The organism is Pseudomonas sp. SWI44, from assembly GCF_002947915.1.
GTDB classification, from domain to species: Bacteria; Pseudomonadota; Gammaproteobacteria; order Pseudomonadales; family Pseudomonadaceae; genus Aquipseudomonas; species Aquipseudomonas taiwanensis.
This window is the reverse complement of record NZ_CP026674.1, coordinates 1,862,560-1,876,046: the sequence shown is the minus strand read 5'-3', so window position 1 is coordinate 1,876,046 and position 13,487 is coordinate 1,862,560. Positions and strand designations below refer to the sequence as shown.

At 61.0% G+C, this 13,487-nt stretch carries 13 protein-coding genes; 7 read left to right on the top strand and 6 right to left on the bottom strand.

The window, feature by feature from the left end; genetic code table 11:
* Window positions 1-12: 12 nt before the first annotated feature.
* A complete protein-coding gene (locus C4Q26_RS08955; protein ID WP_023378494.1) occupies window positions 13-600 on the bottom strand; it encodes a TIGR00730 family Rossman fold protein in 588 nt (195 codons plus the stop codon).
* A gap of 350 nt (window positions 601-950) precedes the next feature.
* Here C4Q26_RS08955 and azu point away from each other — a divergent pair, with 350 nt between their 5' ends.
* A complete protein-coding gene (gene azu / locus C4Q26_RS08950; RefSeq protein WP_027907973.1) occupies window positions 951-1,400 on the top strand; it encodes an azurin in 450 nt (149 codons plus the stop codon).
* 145 nt (window positions 1,401-1,545) lie between these two features.
* Here the strand turns inward: azu and nadE are convergent, their stop codons facing one another.
* Together nadE and pncB are read right to left on the bottom strand one after the other, a co-directional pair.
* On the bottom strand, window positions 1,546-2,373 hold the full coding sequence (gene nadE / locus C4Q26_RS08945) for an ammonia-dependent NAD(+) synthetase (RefSeq protein WP_104882229.1): 828 nt from the start codon (window positions 2,371-2,373) through the stop codon (window positions 1,546-1,548).
* 3 nt (window positions 2,374-2,376) lie between these two features.
* The gene (gene pncB, locus C4Q26_RS08940; RefSeq protein WP_023378499.1) at window positions 2,377-3,582 is read right to left on the bottom strand and encodes a nicotinate phosphoribosyltransferase; all 1,206 of its coding nucleotides are present in this window, start codon (window positions 3,580-3,582) and stop codon (window positions 2,377-2,379) included.
* A gap of 479 nt (window positions 3,583-4,061) precedes the next feature.
* Between pncB and C4Q26_RS08930 the strand changes: the two genes are divergently transcribed.
* The 6 genes from C4Q26_RS08930 (at window position 4,062) to C4Q26_RS08905 (ending at window position 10,546) form a co-directional block, all read left to right on the top strand.
* Window positions 4,062-5,198 (top strand): branched-chain amino acid ABC transporter substrate-binding protein, encoded by a 1,137-nt coding sequence (locus tag C4Q26_RS08930; protein WP_023378500.1) that lies wholly within the window; start codon window positions 4,062-4,064, stop codon window positions 5,196-5,198.
* A 151-nt stretch (window positions 5,199-5,349) separates the two neighbouring features.
* Entirely contained in the window at window positions 5,350-6,264 is a 915-nt protein-coding gene (locus C4Q26_RS08925) for a branched-chain amino acid ABC transporter permease LivH (RefSeq protein ID WP_104883006.1), read from the top strand.
* 2 nt (window positions 6,265-6,266) lie between these two features.
* On the top strand, window positions 6,267-7,565 hold the full coding sequence (gene livM, locus C4Q26_RS08920) for a high-affinity branched-chain amino acid ABC transporter permease LivM (RefSeq protein WP_023378502.1): 1,299 nt from the start codon (window positions 6,267-6,269) through the stop codon (window positions 7,563-7,565).
* Entirely contained in the window at window positions 7,562-8,437 is an 876-nt protein-coding gene (locus C4Q26_RS08915; protein ID WP_023378503.1) for an ATP-binding cassette domain-containing protein, read from the top strand. The genes livM and C4Q26_RS08915 overlap by 4 nt, the downstream gene beginning before the upstream one ends.
* Window positions 8,434-9,150: an ABC transporter ATP-binding protein gene (locus C4Q26_RS08910; protein ID WP_023378504.1), complete on the top strand. Its 717-nt coding sequence runs from the start codon at window positions 8,434-8,436 to the stop codon at window positions 9,148-9,150. The genes C4Q26_RS08915 and C4Q26_RS08910 overlap by 4 nt, the downstream gene beginning before the upstream one ends.
* 628 nt (window positions 9,151-9,778) lie before the next feature.
* The gene (locus C4Q26_RS08905; protein ID WP_023378505.1) at window positions 9,779-10,546 is read left to right on the top strand and encodes an SDR family oxidoreductase; all 768 of its coding nucleotides are present in this window, start codon (window positions 9,779-9,781) and stop codon (window positions 10,544-10,546) included.
* Between the two features lie 56 nt (window positions 10,547-10,602).
* On the opposite strand, the gene C4Q26_RS08900 is transcribed toward C4Q26_RS08905, so the two are convergent.
* The 3 genes from C4Q26_RS08900 to C4Q26_RS08890 all read right to left on the bottom strand — a co-directional run bounded on the left by C4Q26_RS08900 (window position 10,603) and on the right by C4Q26_RS08890 (window position 13,190).
* Complete coding sequence (locus C4Q26_RS08900) at window positions 10,603-11,700, bottom strand: AGE family epimerase/isomerase (RefSeq protein WP_104883005.1); 1,098 nt, start codon at window positions 11,698-11,700, stop codon at window positions 10,603-10,605.
* A gap of 102 nt (window positions 11,701-11,802) precedes the next feature.
* A complete protein-coding gene (locus C4Q26_RS08895) occupies window positions 11,803-12,435 on the bottom strand; it encodes a TetR family transcriptional regulator (protein ID WP_023378507.1) in 633 nt (210 codons plus the stop codon).
* A 122-nt stretch (window positions 12,436-12,557) separates the two neighbouring features.
* Complete coding sequence (locus tag C4Q26_RS08890) at window positions 12,558-13,190, bottom strand: phage infection protein (protein ID WP_104883004.1); 633 nt, start codon at window positions 13,188-13,190, stop codon at window positions 12,558-12,560.
* Between the last annotated feature and the right edge of the window lie 297 nt (window positions 13,191-13,487).

Here is a 13,487-nt window from a genome sequence, read left to right as displayed (position 1 = left end):
TATCGATCGAGATCAATCAGGTTTCTTGTCTACCCACTTTGGCGCCACTGGCGCGACAAAGTTGTCCATCCCATCCAGTAGCTCATCCGGCTGCTCACCCAGCAGCAACATCGCCCGATGCTGCGGCCGCACGAATCCTTCCTCGACGATATGGTCGAGGAATCCGCCCAGCTTTTCATAGAAACCCTTCACATCGAGCAACCCTAGCGGCTTGGCGTGATAGCCCAGTTGCCCCCAGGTCCAGACCTCGAACAGTTCTTCAAGCGTACCCAAGCCACCGGGCAGCGCGATAAAGGCATCGCTCAGCTCAGCCATGCGCGCCTTGCGTGCGTGCATGCCGTCGACCACCTCCAGGCGGGTCAGGTTCTTGTGGCCGATTTCAGCGTTCATCAGGCTCTCGGGGATGATCCCGATCACTTCGCCACCTGCGGCCAGGGCCGCGTCGGCCACGGTGCCCATCAGGCCGACCGCGCCGCCGCCATACACCAGGGTCAGGCCGCGTCGGGCAATGGCCTGGCCAAGGGCCACGGCTGCTTCGCGGTAGGCAGGGTTGGCACCGATGCTGGCGCCGCAGAACACACAAACGGAACGTACAGGCATTGCTCATCTCCAGTCGCATTGCGTTGACAGGGTACGGCTCATGCCTGCTGGTTCCAAGGGCGGTTTCACTCTGGGCGGGAGAATTCGCACATCGCGCCACTGGCACCGTGGGCGTAAGCGGCGAGCAGGCTGTTCATCAGGCTTCCAAGGGACATTTCGGGTGACTCCTAATTGAGAGGTTGTCCCATCGTCCACTATAAGGGCATGATGTGCTCTTAGATTGGTTGTATACAATCAATCGAACAATTCTACTGACTGGCCTCTTGACACCCCTTTGATTCACATCAGGTGGGGGCTGAACGGTTTCAGGCAGTCTCGCAATTGATAAAACCCTGCCAAGGAGATTCATGATGTTTGCGAAAGCTGTAGCGGTATCCCTGCTGACCCTCGCCAGCGCCTCTGTCTTCGCAGCCGAGTGTTCGGTAACTGTCGACTCGACCGACCAGATGTCCTACACCACCAAGGAAATCACCGTCGACAAGAGCTGCAAGGAATTTACGGTCAAACTGACCCACTCCGGCAACCTGCCGAAGAACGTCATGGGCCACAACCTGGTGATCAGCAAGACTGCCGACATGCAGGGCATTGCCACCGAGGGGATGAGCAAGGGCCTTGATAACGATTACATCAACGCCGCCAATGCCGGGATCATTGCCCACACCAAGATGATCGGCGCACCGGAAAAAGAAACCGAGGTGAAGTTCGACACCTCCAAGCTCGAAGCGGGTGGCGACTACAGCTTCTTCTGCACCTTCCCTGGCCACATCTCGATGATGAAGGGCAAGGTGGTCGTCAAGTAATGATGGCTTGAACCAGGGGAGGTCTTTGCCCTCCCTACGCGACGCAAGGCCGCTCCCACAGGATTTAGCGCTTTCTCAAGCACTGCGCAGTCCTCGTGGGCGCGGCCTTGTGTCGCGACAGGGCCGCAAAGCGGCACCAGACGGCTCAAGGGGCGAACGGCAGTTCGCGCTTGTGCTGGGTCTTGCGGTAGGTGTTCACGATGATGTTGAACGCTTCCTGATCCACTGGCAGCCCATGCAGGAACGCGTCGATCTGCTGGTAGGTCACGCCATGGGACGCTTCGTCCGGCTTGCCCGGCGCGAGGTCTTCGAGGTCCGCGGTCGGCACTTTCTCCACCAATGATTCCGGCGCACCGAAACTACGGGCGATCGCTCGTACCTGGTTTTTCACCAGACCGCTCAGCGGAGCCAGGTCACACGCACCATCACCGAACTTGGTAAAGAAGCCCATTACCGCCTCTGCGGCGTGATCGGTACCGATCACCAGGCCAGCGCGGGCGCCCGCGATGGTGTATTGGGCCACCATGCGCATGCGGGCCTTGGTATTGCCCACCACGAAATCCACCATCGACGGCGAGCCGCCTTCCAGTGCTTTCACTTCAGATGCCAGGGCGCGTACTGCCGGGGCGATATCCACCGTGTGCACTTCGTCGGCCTTGATCACGTCCAGGCAGGCCTGGGCGTCATGCTCATCGTGCTGCACCTGGTAAGGCAGGCGCACGGCGATGAAGGTATAGGCCTTATCGCCAGTCTCGGCGCGCAACTCGTTGATCGCCCGCTGGGCGAGCAGGGCGGCGGTCAGCGAGTCGACACCGCCGCTGATGCCCAGTACCAAGGTCTTGAGCCGGGCATTGGCCAGGCAATCCTTGATGAAGGCCACGCGCCGGGCGACTTCGGCCTCGATTGCGGCTGCGTCGGCGAACGGCGGCTGTACCTTGAGCGCCTGGGCAATCTCTTGCTGAACGGCTTGCATGGGTTACTCCTTGCTGGGGATTTTGAATACGTGGCGCATGTAGGCGACGAAGTTTTCATCGCGGCACTGGGTCTTGGCAGCCTCGTCGGAGATCTTGGCCACCGGCGAGCCGTTGCAGTCGGTCATTTTAAGCACGATGTTCATTGGCGCCACCCCAGGAATGTCGCAGGTCAGGTTGGTGCCGATGCCAAAACTGACATTGATGCGACCGCGCAGGGCGCGGAAGATTTCCAGCGAGCGGGTCAGGTTCAGGCCATCGGAAAACACCAGGGTCTTGGTCATGGGGTCTATACCGAGTTTCTGGTAATGGGCGATGGCCTTTTCCGCCCAAGCCACCGGGTCCCCCGAGTCATGGCGCAGGCCATCGAACAGCTTGGCGAAGTACAAGTCGAAATCGCTCAGGAATGCGTCCATGGTGATGCAGTCGGTCAGGGCGATACCGAGCAGGCCACGGTATTCGCGGACCCAGCAATCGAGGGCGGCGATCTGGCTGTCGATCAGCCGTGGCCCCAGTTGCTGGTGCGCCATGATCCATTCATGGGCCATGGTGCCGAGGGGTTTGACATCCAGTTTCCATGCCAGGTCGACGTTGCTGGTGCCGACGAACCGCGCCGGGAAGTCATCGCGCAACACCCGCACCACCTCTTCCTGGACGCGGCTTGAAAAGCGCCGACGTGTGCCGAAGTCAGCGACCTGCAATTCGGCCAGCTCGTCTTCACTGGCATGGGCGCGCAGCCAGTCGAACTTGCGATGCAACTGGTCGCGAGCCTCGGCCAGGCGCATGCGCGGGTGCAAGTGGCGGTTGCGCACTTCGCTGATGATGGCCAGCAGGGGCACTTCGAAGAGGATCACATGCAGCCATGGGCCGCGCAGCCGAAGGCACAGCTGGTTGTTCTCGATGCCCAGATGGACGTAGCTCAGGTTGAAGCGGAACAGCCCGAGAAAGCGCAGGAAGTCGGGTTTGAGAAAACTGATGCGTTCGAGAAAGGCCAACTGGCCTTCGTCCAAGGTCAGGTCGCCGAGCCGTTCGATCTGGTTGCGAATCTCGCCAAGGTAGGGGCGAAGGTCTTCGCCGTTACGACAGCGGAATTCCCATTCCACATCGGCATCCGGGTAGTTGTGCAGCACGCCCTGCATCATGGTGAGCTTGTAGAAGTCGGTGTCGAGCAGGTTATGCACGATGCGCTCGGCGAATGCGCTCTCGCTCATCAAAGGGGCTCCAAAAGCGGCGAATGGCGAACATTGTGCCAGCCTTTTCAGTGCTGATGTGTCGATGCAGGTGCTGTGGCGGGGAAGTCGAGTCGTGCAGACAGGTAACGATTGAAGGCGTTTCGGGCAAATCAGGTGTTTTTTCGTGCACGAGCTAGCCTTGAAGCGGTGCGGTCTGTAGCAGTCGCGCACCAGCGGTGTGCACTTCGGTGACGTCCGCTGTTACAGGCAGGTTGCACGTAAACACTTGCCGAGGTTGCAATGATGGCACCCGATGGTTGCTCCTTGTCTGTACGTGTGGTGGCGCCCGCCGCGCGGCAGACGGTTGCACGCTCAATAAAGAAAAGGCCGTCGGTCGCTTGGACACGACCCTTGCAGTGAGTTTTTCCAGTTCTTATTACCGATGGCACGGCCCTTGCTCCAAGTACAGGGCTGAGAAGTTGTAGTGCCAACCAAAAAAACTCTAGGAGCACCACCTCATGTCGCAGACGTTTTACAAGAAAGGTTTCCTGGCTCTGGCCGTAGCTACGGCACTGGGTGTTTCTTCGTATGTTCAGGCCGACATCAAGATCGGCGTCGCTGGCCCCATGACGGGTGCCAACGCAGCGTTTGGCGAGCAGTACATGAAGGGCGCCCAAGCGGCAGCCGACAAGATCAACGCCGAGGGTGGCATCAACGGCGAGAAGATCGTTCTGGTAAAAGGCGATGATGCCTGCGAACCGAAGCAAGCCGTGGCCGTGGCCAACCGCCTGGTTGACCAGGACAAGGTGGCCGGCGTGGTGGGCCACTTCTGTTCCTCCAACACCATCCCCGCTTCCGAGGTCTACGATGAGGCTGGCGTGATCGCCATCACCCCAGGCTCCACCAACCCGCAGGTCACCGAGCGCGGGCTTTCCGCCATGTTCCGCATGTGTGGGCGCGACGACCAGCAGGGCATCGTCGCTGGCGATTACATCGTTGACGTGCTCAAGGGCAAGAAGGTAGCCGTCCTGCACGACAAGGATACCTATGGCCAAGGCCTGGCCGACGCGACCAAGGCGCAGCTGGAGAAGCGTGGCGTCAAGCCGGTGCTGTACGAAGGCCTGACCCGCGGCGAGAAAGACTTCAGCGCCGTGGTCACCAAGATCCGCTCTGCCGGTGCCGACGTTGTCTACTTCGGCGGCCTGCACCCAGAGGCTGGCCCGCTGGTGCGCCAGCTGCGCGAACAAGGCCTGAAGGACGTCAAGTTCATGTCCGATGACGGCATCGTCACCGACGAACTGGTCTCCACCGCTGGCGGCGCCCAATACGTCGATGGCGTCTACATGACCTTCGGTGCCGACCCGCGCCTGCTGCCGGACAGCAAGTCGGTGGTGGAAGAGTTCCGCAAGGCCGGTACCGAGCCTGAAGGCTACACCCTGTACGCCTACGCCTCGCTCCAGGCGCTGGCTGCCGCGTTCAATGGCGCGAAGTCGAACAAAGGCGAAGATGCTGCCAAGTGGCTCAAGGCCAACCCGGTCAAGACGGTCATGGGCGAGAAGAAGTGGGACAGCAAGGGCGACCTGACCGTGTCCGACTACGTGGTCTACCAGTGGGATGCCAACGGCAAGTACCACCAGCTGGATAAACAAAAATAAGAACGGCCAGGCCCGGGGCATGCTTCGGGCCATAGCCCCGCGGTACCTGTCTTTATCCGTAGATCTGCACAGTTCTGCGCTGCGAGGGCCGCTTCATCCGTGGCCCGCCGTGGTCGGCGCTCGTGCAATCTCAATCAGGTGAGATTGCGTTATGGATGGTATTTTCCTGCAGCAACTGGTCAACGGCCTGACCCTAGGGTCGGTCTATGGCCTGATCGCCATCGGCTACACAATGGTCTATGGCATCATCGGCATGATCAACTTCGCGCACGGCGAGGTGTACATGATTTCCGCGTACCTCGCGGCGATCAGCCTGGCATTGCTGGCTTACTTCGGTATCGAGTCGTTCCCCCTGCTGATGCTGGGCACCCTGTTGTTCACCATCATCGTCACTGGCGTCTACGGCTTTACCATCGAGCGCATCGCCTACAAACCCTTGCGTAACTCCACCCGACTGGCACCGCTGATCAGTGCCATCGGCATCTCGCTGATCCTGCAGAACTATGCTCAGATCAGCCAGGGTGCTCGCCAGCAAGGCGTTCCAACGCTGCTGGAAGGCGCCTGGCGCGTCGAAGTCGGCACCGGCTTCGTGCAACTGACCTACACCAAGATCTTCATTCTGGTAGCCGCTTTCGTCGGCATGGGCTTGCTCACCTACGTGATCAAGTACACCAAGCTCGGCCGTATGTGCCGCGCCACCCAGCAAGACCGCAAGATGGCCTCGATCCTGGGTATCAATACCGACCGGGTGATTTCCTACGTGTTCGTCATTGGCGCGGTGATGGCCGCCCTAGCCGGCGTACTGATCACCATGAACTACGGCACCTTCGACTTCTATGCCGGGTTCATCATCGGGATCAAGGCGTTCACCGCAGCGGTACTCGGCGGCATCGGCTCGCTTCCTGGCGCGATGCTGGGCGGGATCATCCTGGGGATTTCCGAGTCGCTGTTCTCTGGCCTGATCAACTCAGACTACAAGGATGTGTTCAGCTTCTCGTTGCTGGTGATGATCCTTATCTTCCGCCCACAAGGCCTGCTGGGTCGCCCGCTCGTGGCTAAGGTGTGAACATGTCCGCTGCCAATACTGCCCCTGTTATCGAAAAAGGTTTCGACCTCAAACGCAGCTTGCTGGAGACCATCGTCGCCGGCCTGCTGGCACTCATTGTCTTCGGTCCGGTCGTCGGCGTGGTGCTCGACGGCTATAGCTTCAACGCCGAGCCCACCCGTGTCGCCTGGCTGGTCGGCGGGGTGATGGCCGGGCGTTTCCTGCTCAGCCTGTACCTGCAGACCGCCGCCGGACGCCGCATGCTCCAGGGCTTCGAGAGTGGTGGCTCGGGCGTGCATGTGCGTGCGCCTGACTACAAGTCGCGCCTGCGCTACATCATCCCGGCGCTGGTGGTGATCGCCATCGTCTTCCCGGTGTTTGCCAACAAGTACCTGCTTACCGTGGTCATCCTCGGCCTGATCTACGTGCTGCTGGGCCTTGGCCTGAATATCGTGGTCGGTCTGGCCGGTCTGCTCGACCTGGGTTACGTGGCCTTCTATGCCATTGGCGCCTACGGTCTGGCCCTGGGTTATCAATACCTTGGGCTGGGCTTCTGGAGCGTGCTGCCATTGGCCGCCATCGCCGCGGCGTTAGCGGGGTGCATACTCGGCTTCCCGGTGTTGCGCATGCACGGTGACTACCTGGCGATCGTGACCCTGGGCTTCGGCGAGATCATCCGCCTGGTGCTGAACAACTGGCTGTCGTTCACCGGTGGTCCCAATGGCATGCCGGCGCCGTCACCGACCTTCTTCGGGCTGGAGTTCGGTCGTCGGGCCAAGGATGGTGGGGTGCCTATCCATGAATTCCTCGGCATCGACTACAACGCCAACTTGAAGTTCGTGTTCATCTACGCCGTGCTGTTCCTGGTGGTGCTGGCGGTGCTCTACATCAAGCATCGGCTCACCCGCATGCCCGTCGGTCGTGCCTGGGAAGCGCTGCGCGAAGATGAAATCGCCTGTCGTTCGATGGGCCTGAACCACGTACTGGTCAAACTCTCGGCCTTCACCCTGGGCGCTTCCACCGCTGGCCTGGCCGGTGTGTTCTTCGCCACCTACCAAGGCTTCGTCAACCCGTCCTCGTTCACCTTCTTCGAGTCAGCGCTGATTCTGGCCATCGTCGTGCTCGGCGGTATGGGCTCGACCGTGGGTGTGGTGATTGCGGCGTTCGTGCTGACGGTGGCGCCAGAACTGCTGCGCAGTTTCTCGGAGTACCGTGTATTGCTGTTCGGCGTGTTGATGGTGTTGATGATGATCTGGCGACCGCGTGGGCTGATCCGCATCAGCCGCACCGGTGTGGTCCCGCGTAAAGGAGTGGCGCCATGAGCGACGATATCATTCTCTCGGTCGACAACCTGATGATGCAGTTCGGCGGCATCAAGGCGCTCAGCGATGTGAGCCTGAAGGTCAAGCGGAACCAGATCTTCGCCCTGATCGGCCCCAACGGGGCGGGCAAGACCACAGTGTTCAACTGCCTCACCGGCTTCTACAAGGCCAGTGGCGGGCGCATCGAACTGAATGTGCGCGGCAGCCACACCAATGTGATCCAGTTGCTCGGCGAGCGTTTCCAGGCTGCGGACTTCGTCTCGCCCGCGCGCTTTGCCAACCGTTTGTACTACAAGATGTTCGGCGGCACCCATCTGGTGAACCGTGCGGGCCTGGCGCGCACTTTCCAGAACATTCGCCTGTTCAAGGAAATGTCGGTGGTGGAAAACCTGCTGGTGGCCCAGCACATGTGGGTCAACCGCAACCTGCTGGCCGGAGTGCTCAACACCAAGGCTTACCGCAAGGCCGAAAGCGATGCACTCGACCATGCGTTCTATTGGCTGGAGGTGGTCGACCTGGTCGACTGTGCCAACCGCCTGGCGGGCGAGTTGTCGTATGGTCAGCAGCGGCGCCTGGAAATTGCCCGCGCCATGTGCACCCGGCCGAAGATCATCTGCCTGGACGAACCGGCTGCCGGCCTCAACCCGCAGGAAACCGAAGCCCTGAGCGGCATGATCCGTGTGCTGCGTGACGAGCATGACATCACCGTGGTGCTGATCGAGCACGACATGGGCATGGTCATGAGTATTTCCGACCACATCGTCGTGCTGGACCACGGCAACGTGATCGCCGAAGGCTCGCCACAGGATATTCGCCACAACCCGACGGTGATTGCCGCCTATCTGGGTGCCGATGAAGAGGAACTGGTATGAGTGCACCCATTCTCGAGCTGAAGGACCTGGACGTGTTCTACGGGCCGATCCAGGCGCTGAAGAAAGTCTCGATGCATATCAACGAAGGCGAGACGGTCAGCCTGATCGGCGCCAACGGGGCTGGCAAGTCGACACTGCTGATGTCGATATTCGGTCAACCGCGGGCTGCGTCCGGGCAAATCGTTTATCGCGGTACCGACATTACCCGTAAGTCGTCGCACTACATCGCCTCCAACGGTATCGCCCAGTCGCCGGAAGGGCGTCGGGTGTTCCCCGACATGACCGTCGAGGAAAACCTCATGATGGGCACCATCCCCATTGGCGACCAATACGCCAACGAAGACATGCAGCGCATGTTCGAGCTGTTCCCACGGCTGAAGGAGCGCCGCAACCAGCGGGCCATGACCATGTCCGGTGGTGAGCAGCAGATGCTGGCCATCGCTCGCGCGCTCATGAGCCGGCCGAAGTTGCTGCTGCTCGACGAGCCATCGCTGGGGCTGGCGCCGATCGTGGTCAAGCAGATCTTCTCCACCCTGCGGGAGCTGGCCAAGACCGGCATGACCATCTTCCTGGTAGAGCAGAACGCCAACCATGCGCTGAAGCTGTCGGACCGGGCATACGTGATGGTCAACGGGCAGATTCGCATGACCGGCACGGGGCAGGAGTTGTTGGTGAACGAGGAGGTGCGCAACGCCTACCTGGGCGGGCACTGAGTCATCCAAACGCCGGGAAGCCGGTTCCTGCAGCGAGCGCTTCAACCTGTAGGAGCCGGCTTGCCGGCGATGTGGACAACTTGTCGCATATCTTTTCCGAAGCACGCCAGAATCCACTCGCAAGTCATTGTTTCCACAGTTTCTATTTTTCCACGGATAATGTGGAACCGCCTGTGGAAAACATGGTGGCATCTCGTTGTATCCCTTTAACGACGGGGCCTGCAAAGGATCGGTCGTTTTTTGATCAAGCAGCCTTAGTACATGACTTTCCTGGGGATTCTTGCCCAGGCAGGGATGATCGACGCGCGTTCAATGCCTGTGGATAACTCTGTGAAAAAGCCTTGGACAGTCCGCTGTAGGCGGCATGTTTGAAAGCCCTGGGCCATCATGAAGACCGTGGCGGACGACCGCAGTAAGCTGAAAGGGTTCCGCTGTGTCGATAAGTTGCCCCCAATCCGTGGGGAAAGCCTTGTGGATAAGTTCTGCATACCTGCCGGCGGGCCCTCTGTTCCGAGGCTTCCGAGCATATGTACAAAAAATGACCAGCGCAGGACACGGCTTGCTGCCCGCGCGCTCGGAAGGCATGCTGCAAACCCTGCCGACGATAATCCACAGCGAGGAACAGAGCATGACGTCCACCGTATTCATCACAGGCGCGACTTCCGGTTTCGGCGAGGCCACCGCACGGCGCTTTGCCGAGGCGGGTTGGAAGCTGATCCTGACAGGCCGCCGCAAGGATCGCCTGGACGCCCTGTGCGCTGAGTTGGCGGCCAAGACCGAAGTGCACGGCCTGGTCCTGGATGTGCGTGACCGCAAGGCCATGGAACATGCCATTGCCAACCTGCCGGCAGGCTTTGAGAAATTGCGCGGCCTGGTCAACAACGCGGGCCTGGCGCTGGGGGCGGACCCGGCGCAGAAGTGCGACCTGGATGACTGGGAAACCATGGTCGACACCAACATCAAGGGCCTGATGTACACCACCCGCCTGCTGCTGCCGCGGTTGATCGCCCATGGCCGTGGTGCGTCGATCCTCAATGTGGGTTCGGTGGCCGGCAACTATCCGTACCCTGGCAGCCACGTGTATGGCGGTACCAAGGCGTTCGTCGGTCAATTCTCGTTGAGCTTGCGTTGCGACTTGCGTGGCACTGGCGTGCGCGTCAGCAACATCGAACCGGGCCTGTGCGAGAGCGAATTCTCGCTGGTGCGTTTCGGGGGCGACCAAGCCAAGTATGACGCCACTTACGCTGGCGCCGAGCCGATTCAGCCGCAGGATATCGCCGACACGATCTTCTGGATCCTCAACCAGCCGGCGCACATCAACATCAACAGCCTGGAGCTGATGCCGGTGAGCCAAGACTGGGCAGGTTTTTCGATCGACCGTTCGGCCAAGGGCTGATCGGCGGCCAGCCCGCTCCTGCAAGGCTCGCATGAGCCTTCGGGAGCGGAATTGCGTCAGTTCAGGCGCTGTAGGCCTTGCAGGCAGGTCGCCAAGTGATAGGGGGTGGTTGAAGGCATGTCGTGGCGGCTGACAGCGCCCTGACCATCCCGGCACTCATACCAGCCGCCAGCGTGAAGGAACCGTTGATCCATCGCCTTCAACTGCGCAGGCAGTTTCGCGAGTCCCTCTGGCCGCAACACCAGCGCCCGCAGGTATTCCGCCTGTGCCCAGATCCGCTGGGTGGCATCGAGCACCTTGCCGTTCACATCCAGCATCGCCAGCACGGCCGCGTCCTTCACGCCGCACCGCTCGGCATAGTCGAATGCGCGGTCTATCGCTGCATGCAGTGGGGTTTCGCGCAGCAGCGGTGAGGTATCGAGCAGGTAGAACCATTCGAACTGATGGCCCGGCTCGAACCAGTTATCCACCGCATCGCGCGGTTTTTCCAGCATCAGGCCGTGCTCCGGCTCGATGAAGTGCGCGTGCAGGGCGTCGCACAGCCGCAGCAGTGCCTGGCGTGCCTGGTCGTCCTCGCGCACTGCCAGTACCTGAAGCAGGGCCTCGGCCAGGTGCATCTGCGGGTTCTGCAGCGGTCCGCTACCCAGATCCGACCAATCCTGGTCCAGGCTGGCTTCGTACAGGCCGTCGTCGCGGGCAAATTGTTGCGCGATGACTGTCAGGGCTGCGTTGAGGGTGGACTCCACCAGGCTCTCGCGCACCTTGCCCCAGTAGTGTGCGCAGGCGAACACGATGAACGCGTGGGTGTAGAGGTCCTTGCGGGTGTCCAGTGGCTTGCCGTCGGCATCGATGCTGTAGAACCAGCCGCCGTGCTCGGCATCGTGGAAATGCCGCTGCAATGAGCGGAACAGCGCGGCGGCACGTTCCGCTGCACCGGGCTGCTCGATGCGGCTGCTGAACAGGTAGAGTTGGCGGGCGCAGGCCATGGCGCGGTAGCGCTGGACCGGCAGTGGGCGATGCTGGGCGTCCAGCGCCTCGTAGGGCAGGGCCATGTCGGCGTTCCAGCCCGGGCCTTGCCACAGCGGCACGATGCGCTCGGCGAAGTGCTGGTTGAAGCGGGCCAGTTCGGGCAGGGTGGGGCGGGGGTCGGACATGAAGGCGCTCGTCGCAGTCGGGCAGTGCGCCATGTTAGCAGAAGTGAGGTTGGGGATTGTTCGTGCCAGCCTGCCAGGAGCCCGGCCGCTGCAGCCAGCCGATCAGCCAGGATTGCCCAACCCCTGCCAATGTCGTGCCCCGACGAAGATGAAGCGCAGTTGCTGGGTGATCTTCTCTTGTGGCGTCAGTGCCTGTGGATAACCAGGCTCCGGACTGTCGATCAATTCGGGCAAGGTTGCGAACACGGTTTTGACCACAAGGTCGGCCATCACGGCCAACGCGGCCTGATCCAGATGTTGCCAGCGCTTCATGCGTCCAAGGTCGGTCGCCAGGTCGTTGCTGATGCCTTGGCGCAAACCGGCGATGGCTTGACGTACTGCCTGTGAACCCCCGTATTGCTCGCGGGCCAGAAACAGGAACTGGGCACGGTGAGCCGCGACCACATCGAGGAAGATGCGTACCGAAGCATCGGTGATGCCGCCAAGTTCGAATTCGTTGTGCCGAACAAGGCGAATGGTCTGGCGGAAGGTGGCGTCGACCTCGGCGACCAGGGCCAGGCCCAGGGCGTCCATGTCAGGGAAATGCCGGTAGAAACCGGTGGGTACGATGCCCGCGGCCCTGGCGACTTCACGCAGGCTGATGCTGCCGAACCCACGGCCGCTCTCCATCAACTGGCAGGCAGCGTCCAGCAGGGCCTGGCGGGTCTGTAGCTTTTGTTCGGCGCGAGGCAGCATGGGGGCGAATTCTGTGGCTGTACGGCTGGGCATTCTGGATAAAAAAACAAAGCCCGGTCAATGGACCGGGCTTGGAGGGGAGCAGGCGCTTTGCGTGGGATTGTTCTTTTCGGCCATGGCGATCAGCTCACACGGCTGAGTTCGACCAGACGATCCGAACCACCCTCGGCGACACGGCTGGAGCGTTCGATCAGACGGTCCGAGCCACCTTCGGCAACACGACCGGAGCGTTCGATCAGACGGTCCGAGCCACCTTCGGCAACACGGCCGGAGCGTTCGATCAGACGGTCCGAGCCACCTTCGGCAACACGACCGGAGCGTTCGATCAGGCGGTCCGAGCCACCTTCGGCAACACGACCGGAGCGCTCGATCAGACGGTCCGAGCCACCTTCGGCAACACGACCGGAGCGTTCGATCAGACGGTCCGAGCCACCTTCGGCAACACGGCCGGAGCGTTCGATCAGACGGTCCGAGCCACCTTCGGCAACACGGCCGGAGCGCTCGATCAGGCGGTCCGAGCCACCTTCGGCAACACGACCCGAGCGTTCGATCAGGCGGTCGGAGCCACCTTCGGCAACTCGACCCGAACGTTCGATCAGGCGATCCGCGCCACCTTCTGCCAGCGTTTTCAGCGGTTGGGCCATTTCGGCAGCGCTGGAACGCGATTCGGCGGTCAGGTGCTGGTCATCGGCTGGCATGGCGAAAGCGTTGGCGGCAAGGATTGAAAGGGTCAGGGTCAGCAGTTGGCGTTTCATGATTTCGGTGCTCCTCTCGGGGGCTGGAAAGTGGGTACGGAGTTAATGTTACGCCCGGTAACGCCAGAGAGAAGTTCATAAGGGTAATGGTGACAATCGACGATATTGATAGACGTTTAAACCGCTCTAGCACGGGGTTTCCATGGCAGGTAACGGCTAACGGCCACTGTTTCCGTGATGCGTGCGAAGGGCTGGAGATGACGGAAAGCTGAGCGGGGCATCTGGAAAAACCTGGTTATCATGGCCTCCTCGATAAAACCTCACTGGTTTTCATCAGTCCGAGATATTGAGTGCCAC